Here is a 20,322-nt window from a genome sequence, read left to right on the forward strand (position 1 = left end):
GGGAAACCTTCGTGACACAGACCGACGCGGGCCTGACACTGAGCGCCGCGGAACAACTGCTGGCCGTCGAGGAGATCAAGCGGCTCTTCGCCGCACGGCTGCGGGTGATGGACACCAAGCAGTGGGATCTGTACCCCACCCTGCACACCGAGGACGTGGTGAGCGAGACCTGGGGCGGTCTGCCCGAGGACACCCAGCCGCGCACCGGTGGACGGTCCAATCGGGTCGTGGGCCGCGAACCGTTGCGGCGCGCCATCGAGAACCTGCTCGACGGAGGCACTCCGGTCACCAGTGCGCACCACGGTCACACTCCCGAGATCACCCTCACCGGCGACACCACCGCGACCGCCATCTGGGCGATGGAGGACGAACTGTGGTGGACGAACGGGACCGTCGAGGAACACCTGCACGGCTGGGGCCACTACCACGAGGAGTACCGGAAGGTCGACGGCGTGTGGTTGATCAGCTACCGCAAGCTCACCCGGCTGCGGCAGGTGCACACACCCGGGTTCTTCGACTTTCTGAAGCCGCTCCGGTAGGACTTCGCCGGTTGCCGTCTCGGGGATCGAGATGGTGACGGAGCGCCTTTCGCGGTAACGCGTCTCGTCGGTTCACCGGCTCTCGGTCCTCGTCGACACGCCACGGATGGCCCAGCAATTCTCTTGCGGAGCCGAGGGCAGCGCACGTGGAACGTCTTCGTGACGTCTCTGGCGGAAATCGCTCCAGAGCAACGGAATTGCTGCCACCGAGCACATTGCGCTCGCCCCTACCTCCCCAGTCTCCGCTGCGGCGGAACAGGATTCGGCTCTTCGACCACTCGAAGAAGTGCGTGGCACCCCTGACTTCGGAACTGTTCGGGAACCTGCAATTAGGACGGATGCGACTCTGCGGCCAATGCGTCGGCCAAGACCCGGACCCGTCCACGATCACTGCCTTCCATGCGTAGGCTGTCGCCCAACGGATCGTTCATCGCACACGCCGACACCACCGCGTCGTCGAGGTGCCGCGCTCGGTCCCGTGCGTCCTCCTTGTAGGCAGCACCTTTCAGCACCAGCGCACCGAGGACGTCAGGAACGCTCAGCCGGATCGATCCGTCGTCGTACTCGACGATGCAGTCGACGGTCTTGCGGAGAGCCGAAGTTCCTGCAGGCACGGCGAATACCTCACGGCCGGCCACCTTCGGTCGATGACGGGGCGCGAGATCGTCCGGGACAGTTCCGCTACCTGGGGTCACGGCGGCGTCCACCCGCCGACAGGAGCCGGCACTTCCCATCTCGGCCGGTCACCGGACGTCATCGAGCAAATTCTGTAGCACCCGCGTGCCGGCGCTACGCTCGCGAGTGTCGAGAGAGTCCATCAGATCCACTGCGACAGCTGCCAGCGGCACCTCTCCCCCACGAAAGGCATCCGCGATCGTCACCGCCCGCACAGTGATGTCACCATCCCCGTCGACGGTCAAACCGAAGTGATCGACAAGACCGTCGTACTCCTCCGCCAGTACATATCCGTCGATTCCTCTCCGGCTCGCAGCCAAACCGAACTTGCTCGCGACGGGGCGTCGTACCAGCGCGCTTGCGCCGGTCAGCACCAGATACTCGGAGAGGTTCGCCGCGCTGCCGGCCCATCCACGCATGCGATGAACCGCCGCACGGCGACGCGCGAGAAATGCGACTTCCTGCGCGCTGGATCGCCGGAGCCGGTGCTTGAGCCGGGCCATCTGCGCCGCCGGTATCCAGTCCACGTCCTCCCCGGACAGCAGCGTCAACGCCGCCCAGGCGACGTCTTCGTTCCAGGGCCGCCCGCGGACCGGGCGCAACTGTGCACGACGGTGCACCGAGCCGGCATCCAGGAGCAGCATGTCACCGATCTCACGCGCTACCACCACTTCGCCGGCGCGAGCCAAGCGGGCGACCTGTCGCCTGCTGACTCCCAGTTCGACAGCTGCGGCCGCTACGGACATCTCCTTCACTCATATATAGTCTCGACTGCGACCATATAACGCAATATTTCCACTTCAATCCCGTTTCTATTCCACCTCTGCAGCGCAGGCGGATCCCCACTCGCACCGGGCCGTCGAACATGGCACGACATGGGGGATGCCACGCGGGAGCGCCTCGATCGCGGCACCGGTCGGGACGAACCGGGGGTCACGCCAGATGCTGCCGGGGAGCGAGCTTCCGGTCGGCTCGGTCCACGGCGGCCCACACCGCGCCGATCTCCTCGTCGTCGGGATCGATGCACCCCTCGCACGCGAGCAGGTTCAGCTCGAGGAAGCCGTCCGACCGGTTCGCCGGGCCGGCCGCGAACACCATCGGGAGCAGACCGCGGACGCGGTCGGCGCCTTCGTGGAGTGCACGTCGAAAATGTCGCACCGGCAGGATCAGGGCACCGAGCCCTCGTAGCACCCTTCGGACAGATCGGCGTGGCATGCGCGTCAGGTGTATGAGGCAGGAGTCGGCCCTGTAGGCGTGCCGGCGCGGGCCTGCCGCCGCAGCGTCTCCAGGTTCTGTCGCATCTGTGGCCGCATGTCCTGGTGCTGCGGATGCAGGCGGGAGTAGAGCGCGAGCAGGGGGCGGTACGGCAGTACGTCGATCCGGTACGAGTGCGTCACCCGGGTCCCGTCACCGTCGGTCCGGAACACGTAGGACCAGGTGGTCGAGTCGTGGTAGAGCGGGTTGCGCCGGTCCGAGACGGTGTGGAATTCGAACCTCTCGCCAGGATCGGCGGCGGTCACCTCGCAGACCCGGGACCAGCGGGTGTGATGGGCGCGGTTGCGTCCGCGGAAGCGGGCCCCCACCGTCCCCGGCGATCGTCCCGGCAGCCACTCGCAGCTGCGGCACTCGGGGCTGCGCTCCCCGATGCGCGTGACGTCGGCGACCGCGTCGTACAGCTGCCGGGCCGGGGTGTCGATCCGCAGTTCCACCGACCCCTCGGTGCGGGGCGGCCGGTGCAGCCGCGGGCCGACATCGACGTCGGCGCCCCACCGAGCGGCGCATGCCCGCCGATACGGTCGTGCGAACGCATGCCGCAGCAGGAACCGAGTAGCGGGGCCGACCTTGCCGACGGCGACGTCGTAGTCTTCCCGATCGACCCCGTCGACCACCCAGTGAGCTTCGATCCCCAACTCCCGCTTCGTCTTCGAGGCAATGAACACCTTCTGCTCCACCTCGTCCCACTGACGACGGGTCAGGGTCCGGGCGACGACCGGCATCATCTCGTCCTCTTCGCGCTGCAGATGCGGCAGCAGTACCTGTTCGAGTGCGGTGAGGGCATGCACCAGATCTTCTCGGGCCGCGGGATCGGCACGGTAGTCGGTGGCCGCAGCGGTCACCCGTTCGATCTCGGGGCCGATCCGCGCATGGTCGGCGTCCATCTCGTCGAGCAGGGCCTCGGCGGCCGGGTTCACGGCGCGCACCAGGGGCCACAGTCCCTGATCCTCGCCGCTGTGGTGCAGGTGCAGGAACTGCATCATCCACACCAGATGATCGGCCAGGGCGACCCGCTGGGTCCGTTCGGGCGCAGGCGCGGTACGCAGTACCTGGGCGGCGCGCGTCAGATCGCGGCGCAGCGCGCTGTGCACGACACGCATGATCCGCGTGTCGGCGGGGGCAGAGTGTCGGTTGTCATGTTCGTCTCCAGCCATGGGCACCCGAGTCTCACCCCGGGCGATCGAGAATTTCTTCGATGCGGTCGATGAGCCACGCCTCGTAGCGGACCCGACTCCAGCCGCATCCTTCGATGAAAAGGGCGTAGACCTGGTCCCCGGCCTGAACCCACAATTCGTCGACCTGACCGGGATCCGGGTGGCGGCCCAGAATCACGCCGGCGACGTCGGCGATCGAGAGCCTGCGTTGCCGCTCCAGATCGGCAACCACCGCGGCGAGCGCGGGATCGACCGTCGCCCCCTGGCGCAGTGCCGCGGCCAGGCGATGGAGGCGCTCGTTGATCAGGGCAATCATGCGCGCGGTGATCTCGATGCGCTCGCCGGTCGTTCGTCCGGAACCGATCTCCGTGTAGGCGGGCCGGGCGGCCAGTGGCACCGGCGCGTCGTCGCCGACGACGGCGACGTCCAGCGCCGACTTCAACAGATCCGCCTTGGATCCGAACGTTGCGTAGACGGTTTCGACGGACACCCCGGCGGTCCGCGCGACCTCGCGCATCCCGGTGCCGACCCAGCCGCGCTCGGCGAACAAGCGGGTGGCGGCCTCGAGCACGACCCTCCGCGTCTGGGCTGCCTGCATCCGGCGCAGCGAAGAGCGGTACCGGCGAGTTCCGGAGCCGCCGGCCGTCGAGTCGTACTCGACCGTGGCCATACCCCTATTCTAGAACGTACGCGTTTTCGATACAATACTGTTCCAGTGATTTCCGGGCCCCACTCGAATCCGAATACATCCATAGCACCACCCCTTTCGTCACCCTGGGTCGGGCGGCACAGTGGTCCGGGACGGCCGAACGGACCATCGACTGTTCGACGGCCGGTCGGCCGCAATCCCGTTCGCACACAGTGACATACACTGCACCACGCCGGTGCAGCAACAGATCCGTGGTGATCGCCGGCTCCCCGATCGGGGTGCCGAACTCGAACTCACGCCCCGCGGCCGAAGGGTGGTCGCTGTCGCCGCGGCCGGTGCCCTCGAGCGTCGGGCCCCACGGTGAGCGCCAGACAGTTCCGGACGTCCGTAGACGGAGCGATGCACGTCTGCGCCGTCATGTTCGGGACGAACGGTAGTCTCGAACCGTGCAGGAGGCTGCGAGGTTTCACGTGCGGGAACCGGAGCCCGCCGATGCCGAGGCGATCGCTCGAGTGCAGGTCGCCACCTGGCAGGCAACCTACGGCAGCCTCCTCCCCAGCTCGTACTTCGACGCCACCGCGCTCGAGCAGCGCACAGCCATGTGGCGCTCCGTACTGAACGGGCTGCACCGTCCGCCACGACTCCGCGTCGCCGAAACACACGGAGACATCGTCGGGTTCGCTGCTGCCGGCCCACCGATCGAGGACGACGACCCCGTCCGAGACCTCCAGCTCTACACCCTCTATCTCCTCCCCGAACACCACGGAAGCGGTGCCGGGCAACTACTTCTCGATGCCGTTCTCGTCGGAGAACCCGCTCAACTGTGGGTTGCCGAGGACAATCCCCGCGCCCACAGCTTCTATCGCCGTAACGGGTTCATGCCCGACGGTACGGAGAAGATCTTCCCGCACGCCCCTCTGGTCGCGGTCCGACTCGTCCGATAGCTGCCCCTCATACCGAGCAAGTGATGCGCACACGCCGCCCGATGCGGGCATCACTTGCCACCGCACATGCAACGACGACTCCGCCCCGAGTGGCGGTGGCGCCCCGCCGACCGGCTCGTAACACGTGGACGTGATTGCGAACTGGACGCTTGTCACGATCACCGGACGGGGGCCCGGCACGGCCGGTACCGGCCCGAGTGGCCCGGTTCCGACGACTGCACCTGTCGCCTACGCAATACCCGGCCGCTGGGACACCGATCCGGTGCGACAATCCAGGTGTCGAAGGGAGGCGCGAGATGACCCAGACACGATCGGTGATCGGGGACAGCGTCGAGGAGTCGATCGGCGGCGGCGAGGACGTCGCGCCGCCGCGGCTCGGGGCGGCCGTCGGTGCCCTGGCCGACGTGTTCGGTCACGGCCGGACCGTGGCCCGGCACGGCGCGGCGTTCGGCAAGGAACTGGCGAAGATCGCCGCCGGTCGATCCACGGTGGCCCCCGCCGAGGGGGACCGCCGGTTCGCCGATCCGGCGTGGAGCACGCACCCGGCCTACCGCCGGCTCGAGCAGACCTACCTGGCCGCCACCGACGCCGTCGACGGCGTCGTCGCCGACGTCGGCCGCGGCATCGACCCACGCCGGGCCGCCGAGGCCAAATTCGCCGCCGACATCCTCACCGCCGCCCTGGCGCCGACGAACTACCTGTGGACCAACCCCGCCGCGCTGAAGGAGGCGTTCGACACCGCCGGCCTCAGCCTGGTGCGCGGCACGAAGCACTTCGTCTCCGATGTGGTCGAGAACCGGGGCATGCCGTCGATGGTCCGACGCGGCGCCTTCACCGTCGGCACCGACCTGGCGGTGACCCCGGGGGCGGTGATCTCCCGCGACGAGGTCGCCGAGGTGCTGCAGTACACCCCGACCACGGCGACGGTCCGCCGCCGGCCGGTGCTCGCGGTGCCCCCGCCCATCGGCCGGTACTACTTCCTGGACCTGCGCCCGGGACGCAGCTTCGTCGAGTACAGCGTCGGCCGGGGCCGGCAGACCTTCCTGCTGTCGTGGCGCAATCCCACCGCCGAGCAGGGTGACTGGGACTTCGACACCTACGCCGGGCGGGTGCTGCGCGCGATCGACGAGGTACGGGAGATCACCGGCAGCGACGAGGTGAATCTGATCGGCTTCTGCGCCGGCGGGATCCTCGCCACCACGGTGCTCAACCATCTGGCCGCCCGGGGCGACGACCGGGTGCACAGCATGGCGTATGCGGTGACGATGCTCGACTTCGGCGATCCGGCACTGCTCGGCGCGTTCGCCCGGCCTGCCCTGATCCGGTTCGCCAAGGGCCGGTCCCGCCGCAAGGGCCTCATCAGCGCCCGGGACATGGGCTCGGCGTTCACCTGGATGCGCCCGAACGATCTGGTGTTCAACTACGTGGTCAACAACTACCTCATGGGGCGCACCCCGCCGGCCTTCGACATCCTCGCCTGGAACGCCGACGGCACCAACCTGCCCGGCGCCCTGCACGGGCAGTTCCTCGACCTCTTCCGGGACAACCTGCTCGTCGAACCCGGCGCGTTCACCGTGCTGGGCACGCCCCTCGACCTGACGTCGATCACCGTACCCACCTTCGTCTCGGGCGCGATCGCCGATCACCTGACCGCGTGGCGCAACTGCTACCGCACCACCGAGTTGCTCGGCGGCGACACCGAGTTCGTGCTCAGCTTCTCCGGGCACATCGCCAGCCTGGTCAACCCGCCCGGCAACCCGAAGGCGCACTACTGGACCGGTGGCACACCGGGCCCGGACCCCGATGACTGGCTGAAGGGCGCCGAGCGGCAGCAGGGCAGCTGGTGGCAGGCCTGGGCCGACTGGGTGCTCGCCCACAGCGGGGAGGAGATGCCCGCGCCGAGCGCGCCCGGCAGTGCCCGGCATCCCCCGCTCGAGGCCGCCCCCGGCCGATACGTACGCGACCTACCCCCCGACTGAACGTGTCTCTCACGGATCACATCTCGGTGACGACACGATGCATGTCGGGGCCGAGGGGCCGTCGGTGATGTCGCGGTAGCGCCGGCGTCACGGCCGCGACGAGCCGTGCTCACCGTGGAGGTGGGCACGCTCGCCGTCGTGGTCGAAGATCGTGAGGATCTCCACCGGACCGTCGTGGGCACCGATGACGTGCGGGACCATCGTCGAGAACGCGGCGGCCTCGCCGGTCCGCACCAGCACCGTCCGCTCGCCCAATTGCAGCCGGGCCGTGCCGGCGAGCACGGTGAACCACTCCCGGCCCGGATGCACCGCCGCCGCACCGGTTCCGGTGGGCCGGTCGGGGGTGATGCGCATCTTGGCCACCGTCACGCCGTGCAGGGCCCGCTCCCGGGACAGCAGCCACGTCGTCACCCCGGGCATGTGCTCGGGCTGCGGCCGGATCACCACGTCCTCGTCCTCGGCGGATTCGACGAGCTGATCGAGCGTGGTGCCCAGGGCCCGGGCGATCGGCACCAGTTGATCGAGAGCGATCCGGCGGTTGCCGGTCTCGATGCGGCTCAGCGTCGACGGGCTGAGCCGGCAGCGGGCCGCCAGCGAATCGAGCGACCAGCCGCGGGCCAGGCGCAGGCTGCGGATGCGGCGGCGGATCACGGCGTCCAGATCTTGCGTCATACGCAAGATGGTATGCGTCATAGGCACCACGGCCGCTATCGTGAGCGACATGACGCACCACACCCACTCTCCGGGCCACCCGCACACGCATCACGAGGCCGGCCTGGCGGACCTCCTCGACCTCGACGCCGAGGTGCTCGGCGCGTATCTGGACGAGGTGACGGCGTGGGCCGAACCGTACGCCCCGGTCCGTCCCCGGGTGATCGCCGATGTGGGGGCGGGAACCGGAACCGGCAGCGTGGCTCTCGCCCGTCGATTCCCCGACGCGGAGATCGTCGCGGTCGACCGGTCGGCATCGATGCTCGACCGCGTCCGCGCCACCGCCCGCGAACACGGCCTCGCCGAACGCATCCGGACCGTCCTCGCCGACCTGGACACCACCCGCCTTCCGGTCGACGAGGTCGACCTCGCGTGGGCGGCCTCGTCGCTGCACGAGGTCGCCGACCCGGATCGGGTGCTGCGCGACCTCCACGCCGGCCTGACGCCCGGCGGGTTGCTCGTCGTCGTCGAGATGGACGAGCTGCCGCGCTTCCTGCCCGACGACACCGGACAGGACCGGCCCGGCCTCGAGGAGCGCTGCCTTCGGGCGCTCACGGAGGCAGGGTGGAACGCCCACCCCGATTGGCACGCCCATCTCGAGCGCGCCGGGTTCGAGGTCGCCGACCGGCAACGGTTCTCGACGGAAGCCACTGCGGCACAACCGAGCACGGTGCGGTACGCATCGACCTACCTGGCCCGCATCCGCGACGCGCTCGACGATCGGCTGGACAGGGACGACCTCGACCGGCTCGATCGCCTGCTGTCGCCCGGCAGCCCCGAACACCTGGCGCGGCGACCGGATCTGACGGTCCGCAGCGTCCGCACGGCGTGGGCCGCCCGGCGGCCCTGACCCGACACCGTCCGCTTCGGAGGGCGAACAGTGCGCGACTACCTGCGTGGCCTGTCCCCGAAGGGCAGCACACCGTCGACGTCCGCGATCTCGAAACCGAACCGCACGTCGTCGCCTAGTCGGGCGGCGTACACCTTGCGAATCCCGGCCGGCAACGGCGGCAACGGAACCCGCCGAGCCGCGACGACCGGTACGAGCAGGCCGTAGCAGCGCAGGCGCAGCAACTCCACGTAGGCGACGTCGTCGACGACCGCCCCGTCCACGACGGCGCTGACGTTCAGCCGACGGTGATCGGCGCGGATGTCGTCCCCGCGACTCAGCCGCCACGGCGTGTCGAGGGAGTTGAACCAGTCCAGCACGACGGTGATCGGTGCGACGCCCTGCACGTCGAGACGCGCCGCGCTGATCCGGGTGGACAAGCCCGGCACGATCCGCAGCCCGTGTGCGGTCACCGTCAGGCTGTCGATGCGCCGGTCGTCCCAGTCGAGTCGGCTCAGCCGCACGCGGGCGCGCAGATGCGCGCGGTCACGACGGATTCGGACGCCGTCGACGACGGCACGCAGCGGCGCTCCCTGCACGGTCGTCTCGACCGGACGGCCGGCGTACCGGAGGGCGAGACCGCGGCCGAGCAGGTCGACGAGGGTGTCGGGGACCAGCGCGGTGACAGTGCCCGCGCCGAGTTCGGCGAGCGGCTGCATCCATGCACGTTCCACCCCGGCATGATGCCACCGCACCGCAGGTCGTGGTGGGACCGTCGCTCTAGGCTGCCGCCTCCCGCAGCACCGTGACGAGCGTCGCGAGCCGGTCCGCGGCCCGGTCCGGATCGGGATGCACCATGGTCAGCGGGACCATCACATCGGTGACGCCGACGGCAAGGAGCTCTTTCACCGCCCGAGCGGTCTCCGGCACGGCGATCTCGCCGCTCGCCTCGTGCACCACCTGCAGCCGCCCGCGGATCTGCAGGTGGTCGGGGTCGCGTTCCTCCCGCTCGAGCGCGGCACGGAGCAGGTCGCGGCCCCGTTGCAGCTCGTCCGGTCCGGCACCCATGATCGGGATCCACCCGTCGCCCCATCGGGCGAGCCGGCGGATCACCGGTTTCGACAACGATCCCGAGACCCAGACCGGGATCCGCCGGTCTCCGGGGCGCGGCGAGCAGTACACCTCGGTGAAGGCCACGCTGGGCCGCTGCACCGAGGCCGGGGCGTGCTCCCACAGGGCCCGGCAGGCGGCGAGCGTGTCGTCGAGCAGCGGCCCGCGCTCGCGGAAGCTCAACCCGGCCGCCTCGTATTCCTTCTCCTGCCAGCCGGTTCCGACGCCCAGGTCGAGCCGCCCGCCGGACAGGTGGTCCAGGGTGGCCGCGGTCTTGGCGAGCACGGCCGCGCCCCGCAACGCCGCGATGATCACGCCGGTGCCGAGGCGGATCGTGCGGGTCCGGCCGGCGATCACCGCCAGCACGGTCATGGGTTCGAGCCACATCGCATCGGGTTCGGTGGCGAACGGTCCCCACGCGTAACCGGAGGTGTCGGACCCCATCACGACGTGGTCGGTGACGTTGACCCGGTCCACCCCGCTCTCCTCCGCCCGGACCGCGACGTCCACGAGGTGGGCGTAGTTGTCGCGGGCCAGCACGTCGCCGAAGTTGGGGAGGTTGACGCTCAGGGTGGGAGGATTCACGCGAAAGGTCCTTCGGTGGTAGGGATCAGGGCGCGAGGGGACGATTGGTCCACGATCCGTCGGCGCGGGCGAACCAGCCGCCGGCCGCGTAGCTGCCACCGTCGACGTGCACCGTGGACCCCGTCACGTAGCGGGAGAGGTCGGAGGCGAGGAACAGAGCCGGCCCGGCGACGTCCTCGGGCCGGCCCGGACCGCCGAGCGGCGCCCAGCCCGGCCAGCGGTGCCGGTCCGCCTCGGGCACGAGCCGCTCGTACGGCACCTGCGGCGTCTCGATCAGGTCGGGTGCGATCGCGTTCACCCGGATGCCGTGCCGGCCGACCTCGAGGGCGAGACTGCGGGTGAAGTGCCGCAGCCCGGCCTTGTACGTGCCGTACACGACGTGCCCGGGAATGCCCCGGTGCGCCTCGACCGTGGTGACGTTGACGACGGAACCGCCCCTCCCCCGGTCGATCATGCCGGGAAGGACGGCGCGGGTCATCCGCAGGGCGTGGTCGAGGTTGACGCGGGCGAGGGCTTCCCACTCGGATTCGTCGGCCTCCGCGAAGGGCGTCGCGGCGCGGAGGAAGTCGCCGACGTTGTTGACGAGCACGTCCGGGTCATGGGCGGCGGCCTCCGTCGCGACCGCCGGGTCCGCTGCGTCACCGACGATCGGAACCGCGGCGGGCACTTCGGCGGCGAGCTGCTCGGCCGCCCGGCGATCGGTGTCGACGAGGACGACGCGGGCACCGTGCTCGGCGAACAACCGCACGACGGCCGCGCCGATGCCGTTCGCTCCTCCGGTGACGACCGCGGTCCGTCCGGACAGCAGTGGATGCGACGGAGTGTTCGAGCTCGGCACGGTGGTCACCGTCGCGACGGTAGCCGTCCCGCCCCGGCGGCATCCGGCGGTTTCCCGGTGGCCGGGAACGGCGCCGTGCCCACCCCTTACGGAGTGAAGGCCGGGGGTGGCACGCGCAGCCCGGTCTCCCGCCAGATGCGCGTCGCGTCGTAGTAGTGGTCGTGACCGGCGAGATCGATGTGCCGCTCCGTCAGTCCCCGCTCCGCCGCGAGGGCCACGGCCTCGTCGTACCCGAGACTGGTGCTGGGCAGGTCGAATCCGGCGTCGCGCGCGACGGCCGAGGCGAGTGCGCGCACACTCACCGGCTCCGGGTGGGCGGCATGCAGGACAGCGCCGCCGGCCCCGGGACGGGTGCCGCGAACCGCGAGTGCCGCGATCAGGCGGCCGAGATCACCGACCGAGATCACCGACAGCAACGGGCGTCCGTCCTCGACCCACGCACCGAGACGAGTGAGGATCTGCGCGATTCCGGGCACGAACCAGCGGTCTCCGGGTCCGTGGACGAAGGCGGCGCGCACCACCGTGCCCCCGTAGTCCCGCACGGCCAGCTCGGCCGCGAGCCGGCTCGCACTGAGCACCGAGACCGGGTTCGGCACGACGGCGTCCTCGGCGACGCCGCGGTGCGGGCCCGGTCCGTAGACTCCGATCGTGCTGACGTAGATCACGTGGGGCCGGTGCTGTCGGTTCGCTGCCGCCAGCAGGTTCTCGGTCCCGGCACGGTTCACCTCGTCGCACGTCTGCGGGTCCGATCCGGTGTACGAGGCCGCATGCACGATCACGTCGGCGGCGGCGATCACGGTGCCCAGGGACGGCGGTTCGGTCAGGTCCGCCGCGATCCGTCGCGTCGCCGCGGCGGGCACGTCGTCGGGTCGTCGCGCGACGGCCGTGCCGGGCACACCCGCCTCCGTGAGCCCGGCCAGCACGGCGCCGCCGACGAAGCCGGTCGCGCCGATCACCGCGATTCGCGGGTGCTGCGCCGAAGGTTCGTCGCGGCGGCATTCCGGGGCGGCGGGTACGATTCGGCCGGGTGGGGGAAACCCGATGGGGTTCGTCACGATGCACCTCGTCGGAACACAGGGTGGGAACGGAGTGAGGACGGATGGCTCAGCAAGCGCGGGCGGTGGCTACCAGGCAGCAGATCGTCCTGGGCGCGGCAGAGAACTTCGAACGATCGGGCTACGAGGGCGCGAGCCTCGGGGCGATCGTCGAGAGCTCGGGTATCACCAAGGGTGCTCTCTACTTCCACTTCCGGTCGAAGGACGAGCTCGCGCAGGTCGTGATCGAGGAGCAGCATCGCATCTCGATCGCCGCGGTCGAGGCCATCGCGAACCTCGACATTCCCGCGCTGGAACAGATCGTGATGCTCTCGCACGAGATGGCGCGCCAGATGATCGACGAGCCGATCGTACGGGCCGGAATCCGTCTGACCCTCGAACTCAGTGCCACCGACGGGCCCACCGGTCCGTACCTGGACTGGATTGCCGCCTGCGAGAAGCTCACCGAGCAGGCGATCGCCCAGGGCGACATCCTCGACACGATCGACGCGGCCATGCTGGCCCGGTTCGTGATCTCCGCCTACAACGGTGTCCAGCTCGTGTCCAACGTGCTCACCCACCGGCAGGATCTCGAGCAGCGCCTCGACGAGATGTGGATCCTGCTGCTGCCCGCCGTGATGCCTGCCGACCGCCACGGTGAGATGCCGCGGATCCGCGCGGCCCGCTGGACGCCGCCGTCCGGCGACTGAACGACGGTCGCCGGCGGTCAGCATCGCGACCGGTCCGGCGCGAGCCGCACGACGCCGCTCGCCAGGACCTCGCCCCACTGCTCGACGGTGGTGCGCACGATCCACGGATCGTGCGCATCGATTCGCGCCACCACGTTCGCGGGCTCGTCCAGTTCCACGAACCGGTGATAGGTGGCCTCGATGAGCGCGATATCCGCGTCCGGACACCCGCACGCGGCGCGGGCGCTCTGGCGGAACGCTTCGAGGAGGAGCATTCCGGGCACGTGGTCGCTGGGATGGTCGAACAGGACGGGGTGCCGATCGTCGACCCGCAGACGCCAGCGGTTCTCGGCGTACTGCGGTCCGAGGACGACGTCCACGGGCCGGGACTGGCCGACGACGACGGGGGAAATCGGCGGGGGGCAGACGGGATCCCCGATCCGGCGGGGGCCGGCGCCGTTCCAGCGCAGCCGCTGGTAGGCGTCCGGGGTGAGGACGTTGGCCACCCCCTCCCCCGTGCCCACCCGCTGTCCGTCGATCGCGAACACCACCGTGAGGTCGAACTGGGAGAGCAACCCGCCGCGATAGACCGGGTCGTCGAGGGAGGCGTCGAGCACGACCTCTGCGGCTCCGGCCCCGATGGCCAGCGCGTCCACCGCCGCGTCCACCCGCAGGGTCTGCATGACGAACGGATGGCCGAGCGGCACACGATACTGCGTATGCCCCAAGTAGATCGCCGTCTGGCGCAGAGTCTCGGCGATCAGCATGGCGTCGTAGCGGCCGGTTTCGGTCCGGTAGAAACCGTGCAGCCGTGGCCATTGGGCACCCAGAAGGAATCGGTGGGCGACGCCGACGGACGTGCAGTCCGTCAGGAACACCTCCGACACCGATTGCCGATGGACGTACCGCCTGGGCACCGTCGACTCGAAACCGAGGACGGGACTGTTCCGGGGCACTGCGTCCGCATCCACGGTCATTGTCGCTTCTTTCATTGCAAACCGGCCGGACTGCTTTTATCGAGGGACTATAGACGACCGGGACGAATCGGGAGACGCTCGCGTCCGGTAGCCGGCACCCTCGTGGGGAACGGTTTCCGTCCCCCGTCGATCGCGCGGATGAATTCTTCGAACTCCACAAACCGATCGACCGGTTTATGCTAACGTGTAGTGCAGTCGGGAAACAAAAAGGGTCGGCCGTGGAGCACGCGGAGGGGTGTTTCCGATCGACCCGAGATCACGGCACCTCCGCGTCGCCGGGACTATACGAGGGGTAGTCCCAGCGGCGCGGAGGCGTGTCTGCCCCCGCATCGAGCCTGTACCCGCCCGGCCGGAACCCGGTGCTCCAGTTGCCCCGGGTGCTCTAATTACTCGGAATCCGGCTCCGCGCTTCGGCGAGCTGATCCTCGAGGCAGACGATGCGGCACGCCGCGTCCACCGCCGTGCCGCTGTCGACCAGTTCCCGCACCCGCGCGACGATGCGGAGCTGGTTGCGGGAGTAGCGGCGGTGGCCTCCCTCGGAACGGTGCGGAACCACGAGGCCGGGGGCATCGAGACTACGGAGGAAGGCGGGGGTGACGCCGAGTGCCGCAGCGGCGCGGCCCATGCTGAAGGCAGGGTAGTCGTCGTTGTCGAGTTCGTTGGTGACCGCGGGAGTGCGGTCGTCGGTCGGATCCACGTGCCCTTCGTTGCTACGAGAGGGAACCCCGGCACGTGCAGCGCCGGGGTTCGTGACGGTTATGACAATGCCGGCCTCGACCGGCACGAGGAAATGACATACACGAGTTCGCAATCCCGATGGATACGCATCACCAGCCTCTCGCTCTGTTCTCCGGTGGCGACGTGGTCGGCCTCCCAGAGTCCGCCCCGTCGCGCCGTCGGGGTGGAGCCGCAGAACCGAGTGCGGCTCCACCCCTCTGCAACTTCAACTTCGCCGGCAACCCGTCGGTTGCCCCTCTTCCGGATCCTTCGCGTTGACGCCCTCGATATTATCGGCCGCGCTATCGAAAGTCTACTGTTGCGACTGCAGTTTCTTTCGGCTGCCGCAAGGCCGCCCTTTGATCCTGTCGGACCGGTGCGGCACCATGAGCGCACCGCCGCCGGAAGGAACGCTCATGCCCGAGATCCTCGACCTGGCACCGGCCGCCCACGAGATGGCACGGCTCGTCGGCGCGCTCACAGACGAGCAACTGGCCCGTCCCACCCCGTGCGCGGGCACGACCGTCGGGGACCTCGTGGATCACGTGGGCGGGCTGTCCCTGGCGTTCACCGCCGCCGCGGGTAGAGCTGTCGGCGATCACAGACCGTCGGCGGATGCCTCCCGGCTCGGTGACGACTGGCGCGTCAGGATCCCCGGCCAGGTCCTCGCCCTCGCCGAGGCGTGGCACGACCCCGGCGCATGGACCGGAACCACCCGGGCCGGCGGCGTCGACCTGCCCGGGTACGTCGCGGGAGTCGTGGCGCTCGACGAACTCGTGATCCACGGCTGGGACATCGCGACCGCCTGCGGCCGGAAGTTCTCCTGCGATCCCGCCGCGCTGGCCGCGTGCCTGACGTTCGTCGCCGCGACCACCGACGAGGAACGCGCAGCCGGCGGGCTCTTCGGGCCGGCCGTCGCGGTTCCCGACGACGCCCCGGATCTCGACCGCCTGATCGGGCTCAGCGGACGCGACCCGTCGTGGCGTCCGCCCCACGACCGCCGGGAGCCGACCCCGCGCGACGGTCCGGACTAGGCTCGGCGGGCGCCCCGACCACAGTCCGCCCGCCCAGAAAGGCACGCATTCCTTGCCCGACCACCCCACTCCCCGCCCGGAACTACTGGCCGACTGCGCCGACTGCTTCGGATTGTGTTGCGTGGCTCTGCCGTTCGCCGCGTCGTCGGACTTCGCGATCGACAAGGACGCGGGCCGGCCCTGCCCGAACCTGCAGGACGACTTCCGCTGCGGCATCCATCGGGACCTGCGGAGCCGGGGCTTCACCGGGTGCACCGTCTACGACTGCTTCGGTGCGGGCCAGAAGGTTTCACAGCTCACCTTCGGCGGGGAGGACTGGCGGCGCTCGCCGCAGCTCGCCCGGCAGATGTTCGACGTCTTCCCCGTCGTGCGCCAACTGCACGAGCTGCTGTGGTATCTCGACGAGGCGGCCGCCCTGCCCACCTCCGGGCCGATCCGCACGGACCTGCGCGCTGCGCGGGCCGCGACCGACCGGCTGAGCAACGGCGACGCCGGCGCGCTCGCCCGCCTCGACGTCGCGGCACACCGGCAGCAGATCAACACCCTGTTGTTGCATGCGAGCGAACTCGCCCGGGCCACCGTGCCCGGTCGCAGGAAGGACCGTCGCGGTGCGGACCTGGTCGGCGCGAAACTCCGCCAGGCGAACCTGCGGGGCGCCAGCCTGCGGGGCGCCCTCCTCGTCGCCGCGGATCTGCGCGAGGCCGACCTGCGCCGCGCCGACCTCATCGGCGCCGACCTGCGCGATGCGGATCTGCGCGGCGCCGATCTCACCGGCAGCCTGTTCCTCGTCCAGTCCCAGCTCGACTCCGCGCGGGGCGACGGCCGCACCCGGCTGCCCGCCACAGTGACCACGCCGAAGCACTGGTAGCGCAACGGGCGAATCGGGCCCGTTGCCCGCGAAAGCCCTCGATCCGGCCGCGATCGGGTGTGCAATAGGTCCCATGAACATCCCCGACCTCCTTCCCACAGACCGCCGCCGGATGGCTCGTGCTGCCGTGGATTCGCTGGGTACCCAGCGCAGTGACCACGCCCTCGTCCGCGTGAAGTGCCCCGCCAGCCACAACGTCGCCACCGTCTACCGCACGCCGGAGGGGCCGGTGCTCGTCGCCGGCGGTGGGCCGACGGCACACGGCAATCGCGACCGCTCCGAGACCGCACATCACGGCGGCTCCCTCGGCTCCGAGTTCGTCGACACTCTCGAGACGACGCAGTTCGAGGACGACGACGTGCCCGCGCGCTGCGCGTGCGGCCCGCACACCCTGTCGCGCCAGGACCTGCAGGACGCGGTCCGCTCGCACACCCGCACGGTCACCCTGGCCTGAGCCGAACCCGATGAGCACCGCCGACAGCGCGCGAGACGTCGAGCTCGAGCTCCGCGACGTGGCCCTGGCCGGCACCCTGACCGTCCCCGCCGGTTCGGACGGCCTGGTGATCTTCGTGCACGGCAGCGGCAGCAGCCGGTTCAGCCCGCGCAACCGGTACGTCGCCGGGGAACTGAACGCCGCCGGTCTGGGCACGCTGCTGTTCGACCTGCTGACGGCCGGGGAGGAGGGCGACCGCACCCTCGTCTTCGACATCGAGCTGCTCGCGGGCCGGCTCGGCGAGGTGACCGACCTCGTCCGCACGGAGGCCGCGTGGATCGGTTACTTCGGGGCCAGCACGGGCGCTGCCGCGGCGCTGTGGGCCGCTGCGGACCCGGACCGGGAGATCGCCGCCGTCGTCTCCCGCGGCGGACGGCCGGATCTCGCGATGCCTCGGCTCGGCCGGGTCCGTGCCCCCACGCTCATGCTCGTCGGCGGCCTGGACCGCACGGTGATCGAACTGAACCGGCAGGCTGCCGCGGCCCTGCGGTGCGAACACGACCTGCGGATCGTGCGCGGGGCGACGCACCTGTTCGAGGAACCCGGCACGCTCGAGGTCGTGGCGCAGCAGGCGCGGGACTGGTTCCTCGACCACCACCCTCCGGCCTGACCGGCGCGCAACATACATGATGTCGGAAACCTGTGCAGCTGCGACGAATTCGGACATCGAGGACGGAACACCCGCGGACGCGGCGTCGCCTCACCGGGCTGTGCTGGGCAAACACGGGTACGGTGGACACGACGGCACAGTCCTCGTACTGTGACGGAGGACACAAGACCGGGTAGCTGCCGAACCGGCGGGGTACCCGCACTACAACGAGTTGACACACGCCCAGTGGCGACACCTCAGAGGCGGACAATTGACGATCGAAGCACACCGTGACATCCCCGCGGTACGACGCCTGACGGCACTCGACACCGCGCAGACCCTTCTCCGCTCCGCACGGGGCCGCTCCTACAGCGAAGACCAGGCGTTCGACGAACTGCTCGACGCCTCGATGCGCTTCCACGTCGACATCGTCGACCTGTGCGAAGCCCTCACCGACCTGACCACCACCTCCGACACCGTCCCGGCACACCGGCGCGCCCACACCGTCGCGACCGACCTGTGGGGTGCGCTGATCGACCGGAGTGCCACCACCGTCGAGAACTGATCACCGGACGCGGAAGCTGAGCGTGCGACGGACGAGGTCACCGACCTCGTCCGCCCACGCGAGAATGCCGAGCGTCGAGTCGATGTTCCCCGGTGGCGTCCGCACGAGGGTGTCCCTGCGGATCAACCGCTCGAAGTCCACCGTCACCGGATCGGGGCGCACGCCACCGTTGGCATGGTGGAACCGCACCCCCGCGCGACGCATCACGTTGACCAGTTCCTGCGCGAGGATCCCGTTCGCCACCGACGTCGGGTGCACACCGTCGAGGGAGAACAGCCCGCCCGCGGCCCGGCCGCCCCGGCCGTCGGCCGTCAGGAACCGCGAATCGGGCACGGGGTCGAGCGCGGCGAGCGCGGGCGGGAGCGGGTAGGGGGTCCACCACGCCGGACGGGCACCGACATCCGTGACGAAGCGCCGGGACGCGAGGCGCTCGAGCAGACCGGCCACGTCCAGCAGATACCAGTCCCGTGCCGGGCCGTGCGCACCGGCGCGGGCGTCGGCGACCGCCTGCTCGATGTGCTCGTTGTAGAGATCGATCGCGACGTCCACCGCGTACGCGCCGGCACCCGTGATGTGCTCGTCCTGGGCCGGGTCGAACCGGGACTCCTCGATCCACGGCCGGGTGTAGTAGGGGAAGTAGGGCGAACCCGGTTCCATCTTGTGGCCGAGCCCCTTGGCGATCGGGGCGATGGTGACGTGGGGAATCGTGCACCACACGACGTGCCGCGCCCGGATCGCCGCCACCCGATCGACCACCTCCGCGAACTCGGCCGCGAAATGCTCGGGCCGCCAGATGGTGTAGGCGTCCTTCGCGGTGAGGTCGCGGAAGTCCGGGCCGCTCCAGGAGATACGCAGGTCCGTGACCGTTCCGAGCGCGTTGTTGGAGCCGAGGAACACGACCAGCGTCTCGATCCCGGCTTCCGTCGTGTCGTCGTGGTCGTCGCCCAGGGCCGCGGCCGCGTCGAACACCGTCATCGACTTCGCCTCGTCGCTCCAGCGCGGATACACCCGCAACGCGGCCCGCTCGCCGTTGTTCTGCACGATCTGGTCGAGCAGGTCGTCCTTCGGCGTGGCGATCGCCGCCTCGCACGTCGCGGCGGTCTTGCTCAGGGCGTCGCGCAGGTCCCAGCCGAAGCAGGACAGGTTGTGCCGATACGTCGCGGGCAGCGGCGCGTCCCGACCGGGCCCGCGCTCCCAGTAGTCCTCCACCTCGTCCATCAGCGCACGCACGGCGAACAGCGCGAGGGGCGTCTCCCACACGTTCACCGAGGACCCGAAGCGTCGCTCCAGGTCGCGCAGAAGCAGTTCGATGTTGAGCGGCAACCCGCCCGGACCGGCGTAGCGGGGGTAGCGGAACCGGCGCAGCCAGCCGAGTTCGTAGGCGACGATCGCGGGCACCGAGACGTCGGTGTGGAAGACGGCGCCGCTCTGGAACCCCTGCAGCACCGAATCCCCGATCGCGACGAGCCGGTGCGGTGGGACACCACGGGCGTCGACCTGCACGTCCCGTCCGAGCGCGGGATCCGACACCGGCACCCGGGGGGCGGACGCCGCGCGCACCCGCACGTCCTCGGGCGTGCCGTCCGGGAGATCCATCGGAGTCACCGGCATGTCGTCCTCCCCGGGCCGCAGCTGCGCCTGCTCCGAGCGTGAGCCGCGCGGGGTGGGTTGTCAACGGCACGGCCGGCGGCCAATCCTGTAGGGCATGGCCACCGACGAGGACTTCGCGCACACCGACGAGGCGGCCCGCAACCGTCGGGAGAAGGCGATCGTCCTCGCCCGGTTCGCCTGGGATCGCGGGATCACCGCGGAGGAGTTGCTGGCCCTGAGCGAGGACGTGCGCCGGAAGCTGGCACGGGCGGCGGGGGCGCATCCGCCGCGCACGATGGAGACGTGGACGCTGGTCGCGCGGCTGCTCGACGAGAAGTCGGCATGGGCCGCGCAGCATCCCGACCATCCCGCGGCCTCCCCCACCGCCACGGATGAGAAGATCATGTGGGTGAAGAAGCCACCCCGCCGGTGGCTGTGATCGGCACGCGGGATCCGCACCCGCCGTGCGCACCCGCTC

The 20,322-nt window shown here is 70.2% G+C and carries 24 protein-coding genes; 11 read left to right on the plus strand and 13 right to left on the minus strand.

The window, feature by feature from the left end; all coding sequences use genetic code 11:
• Positions 1–11 precede the first annotated feature (11 nt).
• The gene (locus tag ACWPQI_RS20770) at positions 12–539 is read left to right on the plus strand and encodes a nuclear transport factor 2 family protein (protein WP_010593472.1); all 528 of its coding nucleotides are present in this window, start codon (positions 12–14) and stop codon (positions 537–539) included.
• A gap of 329 nt (positions 540–868) precedes the next feature.
• On the opposite strand, the gene ACWPQI_RS20775 is transcribed toward ACWPQI_RS20770, so the two are convergent.
• From ACWPQI_RS20775 to ACWPQI_RS20795, 5 genes are all read right to left on the minus strand, one after another.
• Positions 869–1,246, minus strand: coding sequence for a hypothetical protein (locus tag ACWPQI_RS20775; protein ID WP_192811065.1), 378 nt, complete (start codon positions 1,244–1,246; stop codon positions 869–871).
• 36 nt (positions 1,247–1,282) lie between these two features.
• Positions 1,283–1,960 (minus strand): hypothetical protein, encoded by a 678-nt coding sequence (locus tag ACWPQI_RS20780; RefSeq protein WP_225222675.1) that lies wholly within the window; start codon positions 1,958–1,960, stop codon positions 1,283–1,285.
• Positions 1,961–2,147: 187 nt separating this feature from the next.
• Positions 2,148–2,312: a hypothetical protein gene (locus ACWPQI_RS20785; RefSeq protein ID WP_234574845.1), complete on the minus strand. Its 165-nt coding sequence runs from the start codon at positions 2,310–2,312 to the stop codon at positions 2,148–2,150.
• Positions 2,313–2,434: 122 nt separating this feature from the next.
• A complete protein-coding gene (locus ACWPQI_RS20790; protein WP_407041093.1) occupies positions 2,435–3,589 on the minus strand; it encodes a hemerythrin domain-containing protein in 1,155 nt (384 codons plus the stop codon).
• Positions 3,590–3,656: 67 nt separating this feature from the next.
• Complete coding sequence (locus ACWPQI_RS20795) at positions 3,657–4,313, minus strand: TetR/AcrR family transcriptional regulator (protein ID WP_017679826.1); 657 nt, start codon at positions 4,311–4,313, stop codon at positions 3,657–3,659.
• Positions 4,314–4,738: 425 nt separating this feature from the next.
• Here ACWPQI_RS20795 and ACWPQI_RS20800 point away from each other — a divergent pair, with 425 nt between their 5' ends.
• Positions 4,739–5,236: a GNAT family N-acetyltransferase gene (locus tag ACWPQI_RS20800; RefSeq protein WP_230831744.1), complete on the plus strand. Its 498-nt coding sequence runs from the start codon at positions 4,739–4,741 to the stop codon at positions 5,234–5,236.
• A gap of 296 nt (positions 5,237–5,532) precedes the next feature.
• Entirely contained in the window at positions 5,533–7,215 is a 1,683-nt protein-coding gene (locus ACWPQI_RS20805; RefSeq protein WP_140188911.1) for a PHA/PHB synthase family protein, read from the plus strand.
• An 87-nt stretch (positions 7,216–7,302) separates the two neighbouring features.
• On the opposite strand, the gene ACWPQI_RS20810 is transcribed toward ACWPQI_RS20805, so the two are convergent.
• Complete coding sequence (locus tag ACWPQI_RS20810) at positions 7,303–7,887, minus strand: helix-turn-helix domain-containing protein (protein WP_010593480.1); 585 nt, start codon at positions 7,885–7,887, stop codon at positions 7,303–7,305.
• 49 nt (positions 7,888–7,936) lie between these two features.
• Between ACWPQI_RS20810 and ACWPQI_RS20815 the strand changes: the two genes are divergently transcribed.
• Complete coding sequence (locus tag ACWPQI_RS20815; RefSeq protein WP_010593481.1) at positions 7,937–8,776, plus strand: class I SAM-dependent methyltransferase; 840 nt, start codon at positions 7,937–7,939, stop codon at positions 8,774–8,776.
• A gap of 38 nt (positions 8,777–8,814) precedes the next feature.
• Here ACWPQI_RS20815 and ACWPQI_RS20820 read toward each other — a convergent pair whose 3' ends face one another.
• The 4 genes from ACWPQI_RS20820 to ACWPQI_RS20835 all read right to left on the minus strand — a co-directional run bounded on the left by ACWPQI_RS20820 (position 8,815) and on the right by ACWPQI_RS20835 (position 12,343).
• Positions 8,815–9,489: a hypothetical protein gene (locus ACWPQI_RS20820; RefSeq protein WP_237211341.1), complete on the minus strand. Its 675-nt coding sequence runs from the start codon at positions 9,487–9,489 to the stop codon at positions 8,815–8,817.
• 46 nt (positions 9,490–9,535) lie between these two features.
• Positions 9,536–10,450 (minus strand): TIGR03619 family F420-dependent LLM class oxidoreductase, encoded by a 915-nt coding sequence (locus tag ACWPQI_RS20825; protein WP_017679821.1) that lies wholly within the window; start codon positions 10,448–10,450, stop codon positions 9,536–9,538.
• 25 nt (positions 10,451–10,475) lie between these two features.
• A complete protein-coding gene (locus ACWPQI_RS20830) occupies positions 10,476–11,297 on the minus strand; it encodes an SDR family NAD(P)-dependent oxidoreductase (RefSeq protein WP_017679820.1) in 822 nt (273 codons plus the stop codon).
• Positions 11,298–11,374: 77 nt separating this feature from the next.
• A complete protein-coding gene (locus ACWPQI_RS20835) occupies positions 11,375–12,343 on the minus strand; it encodes an NAD-dependent epimerase/dehydratase family protein (protein ID WP_268965743.1) in 969 nt (322 codons plus the stop codon).
• 44 nt (positions 12,344–12,387) lie between these two features.
• Between ACWPQI_RS20835 and ACWPQI_RS20840 the strand changes: the two genes are divergently transcribed.
• Entirely contained in the window at positions 12,388–13,032 is a 645-nt protein-coding gene (locus tag ACWPQI_RS20840; protein ID WP_026137557.1) for a ScbR family autoregulator-binding transcription factor, read from the plus strand.
• Positions 13,033–13,049: 17 nt separating this feature from the next.
• Here the strand turns inward: ACWPQI_RS20840 and ACWPQI_RS20845 are convergent, their stop codons facing one another.
• Positions 13,050–13,988 carry a ScbA/BarX family gamma-butyrolactone biosynthesis protein gene (locus ACWPQI_RS20845; protein ID WP_010593487.1) on the minus strand — a complete coding sequence of 313 codons (939 nt, stop codon included), beginning with the start codon at positions 13,986–13,988 and terminating at the stop codon, positions 13,050–13,052.
• A gap of 382 nt (positions 13,989–14,370) precedes the next feature.
• Positions 14,371–14,685, minus strand: a complete 315-nt coding sequence (locus ACWPQI_RS20850) for a helix-turn-helix domain-containing protein (RefSeq protein WP_010593488.1) — start codon at positions 14,683–14,685, stop codon at positions 14,371–14,373.
• A 436-nt stretch (positions 14,686–15,121) separates the two neighbouring features.
• On the opposite strand from ACWPQI_RS20850, the gene ACWPQI_RS20855 reads away from it, so the two are divergent.
• From ACWPQI_RS20855 to ACWPQI_RS20875, 5 genes are all read left to right on the plus strand, one after another.
• Positions 15,122–15,739 carry a TIGR03086 family metal-binding protein gene (locus ACWPQI_RS20855; protein WP_010593489.1) on the plus strand — a complete coding sequence of 206 codons (618 nt, stop codon included), beginning with the start codon at positions 15,122–15,124 and terminating at the stop codon, positions 15,737–15,739.
• A 121-nt stretch (positions 15,740–15,860) separates the two neighbouring features.
• Positions 15,861–16,607 (plus strand): pentapeptide repeat-containing protein, encoded by a 747-nt coding sequence (locus tag ACWPQI_RS20860; protein WP_010593490.1) that lies wholly within the window; start codon positions 15,861–15,863, stop codon positions 16,605–16,607.
• Positions 16,608–16,680: 73 nt separating this feature from the next.
• The gene (locus tag ACWPQI_RS20865; protein WP_003939188.1) at positions 16,681–17,061 is read left to right on the plus strand and encodes a hypothetical protein; all 381 of its coding nucleotides are present in this window, start codon (positions 16,681–16,683) and stop codon (positions 17,059–17,061) included.
• A 10-nt stretch (positions 17,062–17,071) separates the two neighbouring features.
• Positions 17,072–17,710, plus strand: a complete 639-nt coding sequence (locus ACWPQI_RS20870) for a dienelactone hydrolase family protein (RefSeq protein WP_010593492.1) — start codon at positions 17,072–17,074, stop codon at positions 17,708–17,710.
• A gap of 250 nt (positions 17,711–17,960) precedes the next feature.
• Positions 17,961–18,254, plus strand: a complete 294-nt coding sequence (locus tag ACWPQI_RS20875) for an ANTAR domain-containing protein (protein ID WP_010593493.1) — start codon at positions 17,961–17,963, stop codon at positions 18,252–18,254.
• On the opposite strand, the gene ACWPQI_RS20880 is transcribed toward ACWPQI_RS20875, so the two are convergent.
• On the minus strand, positions 18,255–19,865 hold the full coding sequence (locus tag ACWPQI_RS20880) for a hypothetical protein (RefSeq protein ID WP_043822247.1): 1,611 nt from the start codon (positions 19,863–19,865) through the stop codon (positions 18,255–18,257).
• A 94-nt stretch (positions 19,866–19,959) separates the two neighbouring features.
• Here ACWPQI_RS20880 and ACWPQI_RS20885 point away from each other — a divergent pair, with 94 nt between their 5' ends.
• Positions 19,960–20,283 (plus strand): hypothetical protein, encoded by a 324-nt coding sequence (locus ACWPQI_RS20885; protein ID WP_010593495.1) that lies wholly within the window; start codon positions 19,960–19,962, stop codon positions 20,281–20,283.
• Positions 20,284–20,322 lie beyond the last annotated feature (39 nt).

It is taken from the genome of Rhodococcus sp. LMD (assembly GCF_056108245.1).

Bases quoted from the DNA above. Each gene is read 5' to 3' on its own strand.
- ACWPQI_RS20865 (WP_003939188.1), top strand. From the start codon at position 16,681: ATGAACATCCCCGACCTCCTTCCCACAGACCGCCGCCGGATGGCTCGT.
- ACWPQI_RS20885 (WP_010593495.1), top strand. From the start codon at position 19,960: ATGGCCACCGACGAGGACTTCGCGCACACCGACGAGGCGGCCCGCAAC.
- ACWPQI_RS20790 (WP_407041093.1), bottom strand. From the start codon at position 3,589: ATGCGTGTCGTGCACAGCGCGCTGCGCCGCGATCTGACGCGCGCCGCC.
- ACWPQI_RS20815 (WP_010593481.1), top strand. From the start codon at position 7,937: ATGACGCACCACACCCACTCTCCGGGCCACCCGCACACGCATCACGAG.
- ACWPQI_RS20870 (WP_010593492.1), top strand. From the start codon at position 17,072: ATGAGCACCGCCGACAGCGCGCGAGACGTCGAGCTCGAGCTCCGCGAC.
- ACWPQI_RS20880 (WP_043822247.1), bottom strand. From the start codon at position 19,865: ATGCCGGTGACTCCGATGGATCTCCCGGACGGCACGCCCGAGGACGTG.
- ACWPQI_RS20785 (WP_234574845.1), bottom strand. From the start codon at position 2,312: ATGGTGTTCGCGGCCGGCCCGGCGAACCGGTCGGACGGCTTCCTCGAG.
- ACWPQI_RS20780 (WP_225222675.1), bottom strand. From the start codon at position 1,960: ATGTCCGTAGCGGCCGCAGCTGTCGAACTGGGAGTCAGCAGGCGACAG.
- ACWPQI_RS20810 (WP_010593480.1), bottom strand. From the start codon at position 7,887: ATGACGCAAGATCTGGACGCCGTGATCCGCCGCCGCATCCGCAGCCTG.
- ACWPQI_RS20805 (WP_140188911.1), top strand. From the start codon at position 5,533: ATGACCCAGACACGATCGGTGATCGGGGACAGCGTCGAGGAGTCGATC.
- ACWPQI_RS20845 (WP_010593487.1), bottom strand. From the start codon at position 13,988: ATGACCGTGGATGCGGACGCAGTGCCCCGGAACAGTCCCGTCCTCGGT.
- ACWPQI_RS20795 (WP_017679826.1), bottom strand. From the start codon at position 4,313: ATGGCCACGGTCGAGTACGACTCGACGGCCGGCGGCTCCGGAACTCGC.
- ACWPQI_RS20855 (WP_010593489.1), top strand. From the start codon at position 15,122: ATGCCCGAGATCCTCGACCTGGCACCGGCCGCCCACGAGATGGCACGG.
- ACWPQI_RS20840 (WP_026137557.1), top strand. From the start codon at position 12,388: ATGGCTCAGCAAGCGCGGGCGGTGGCTACCAGGCAGCAGATCGTCCTG.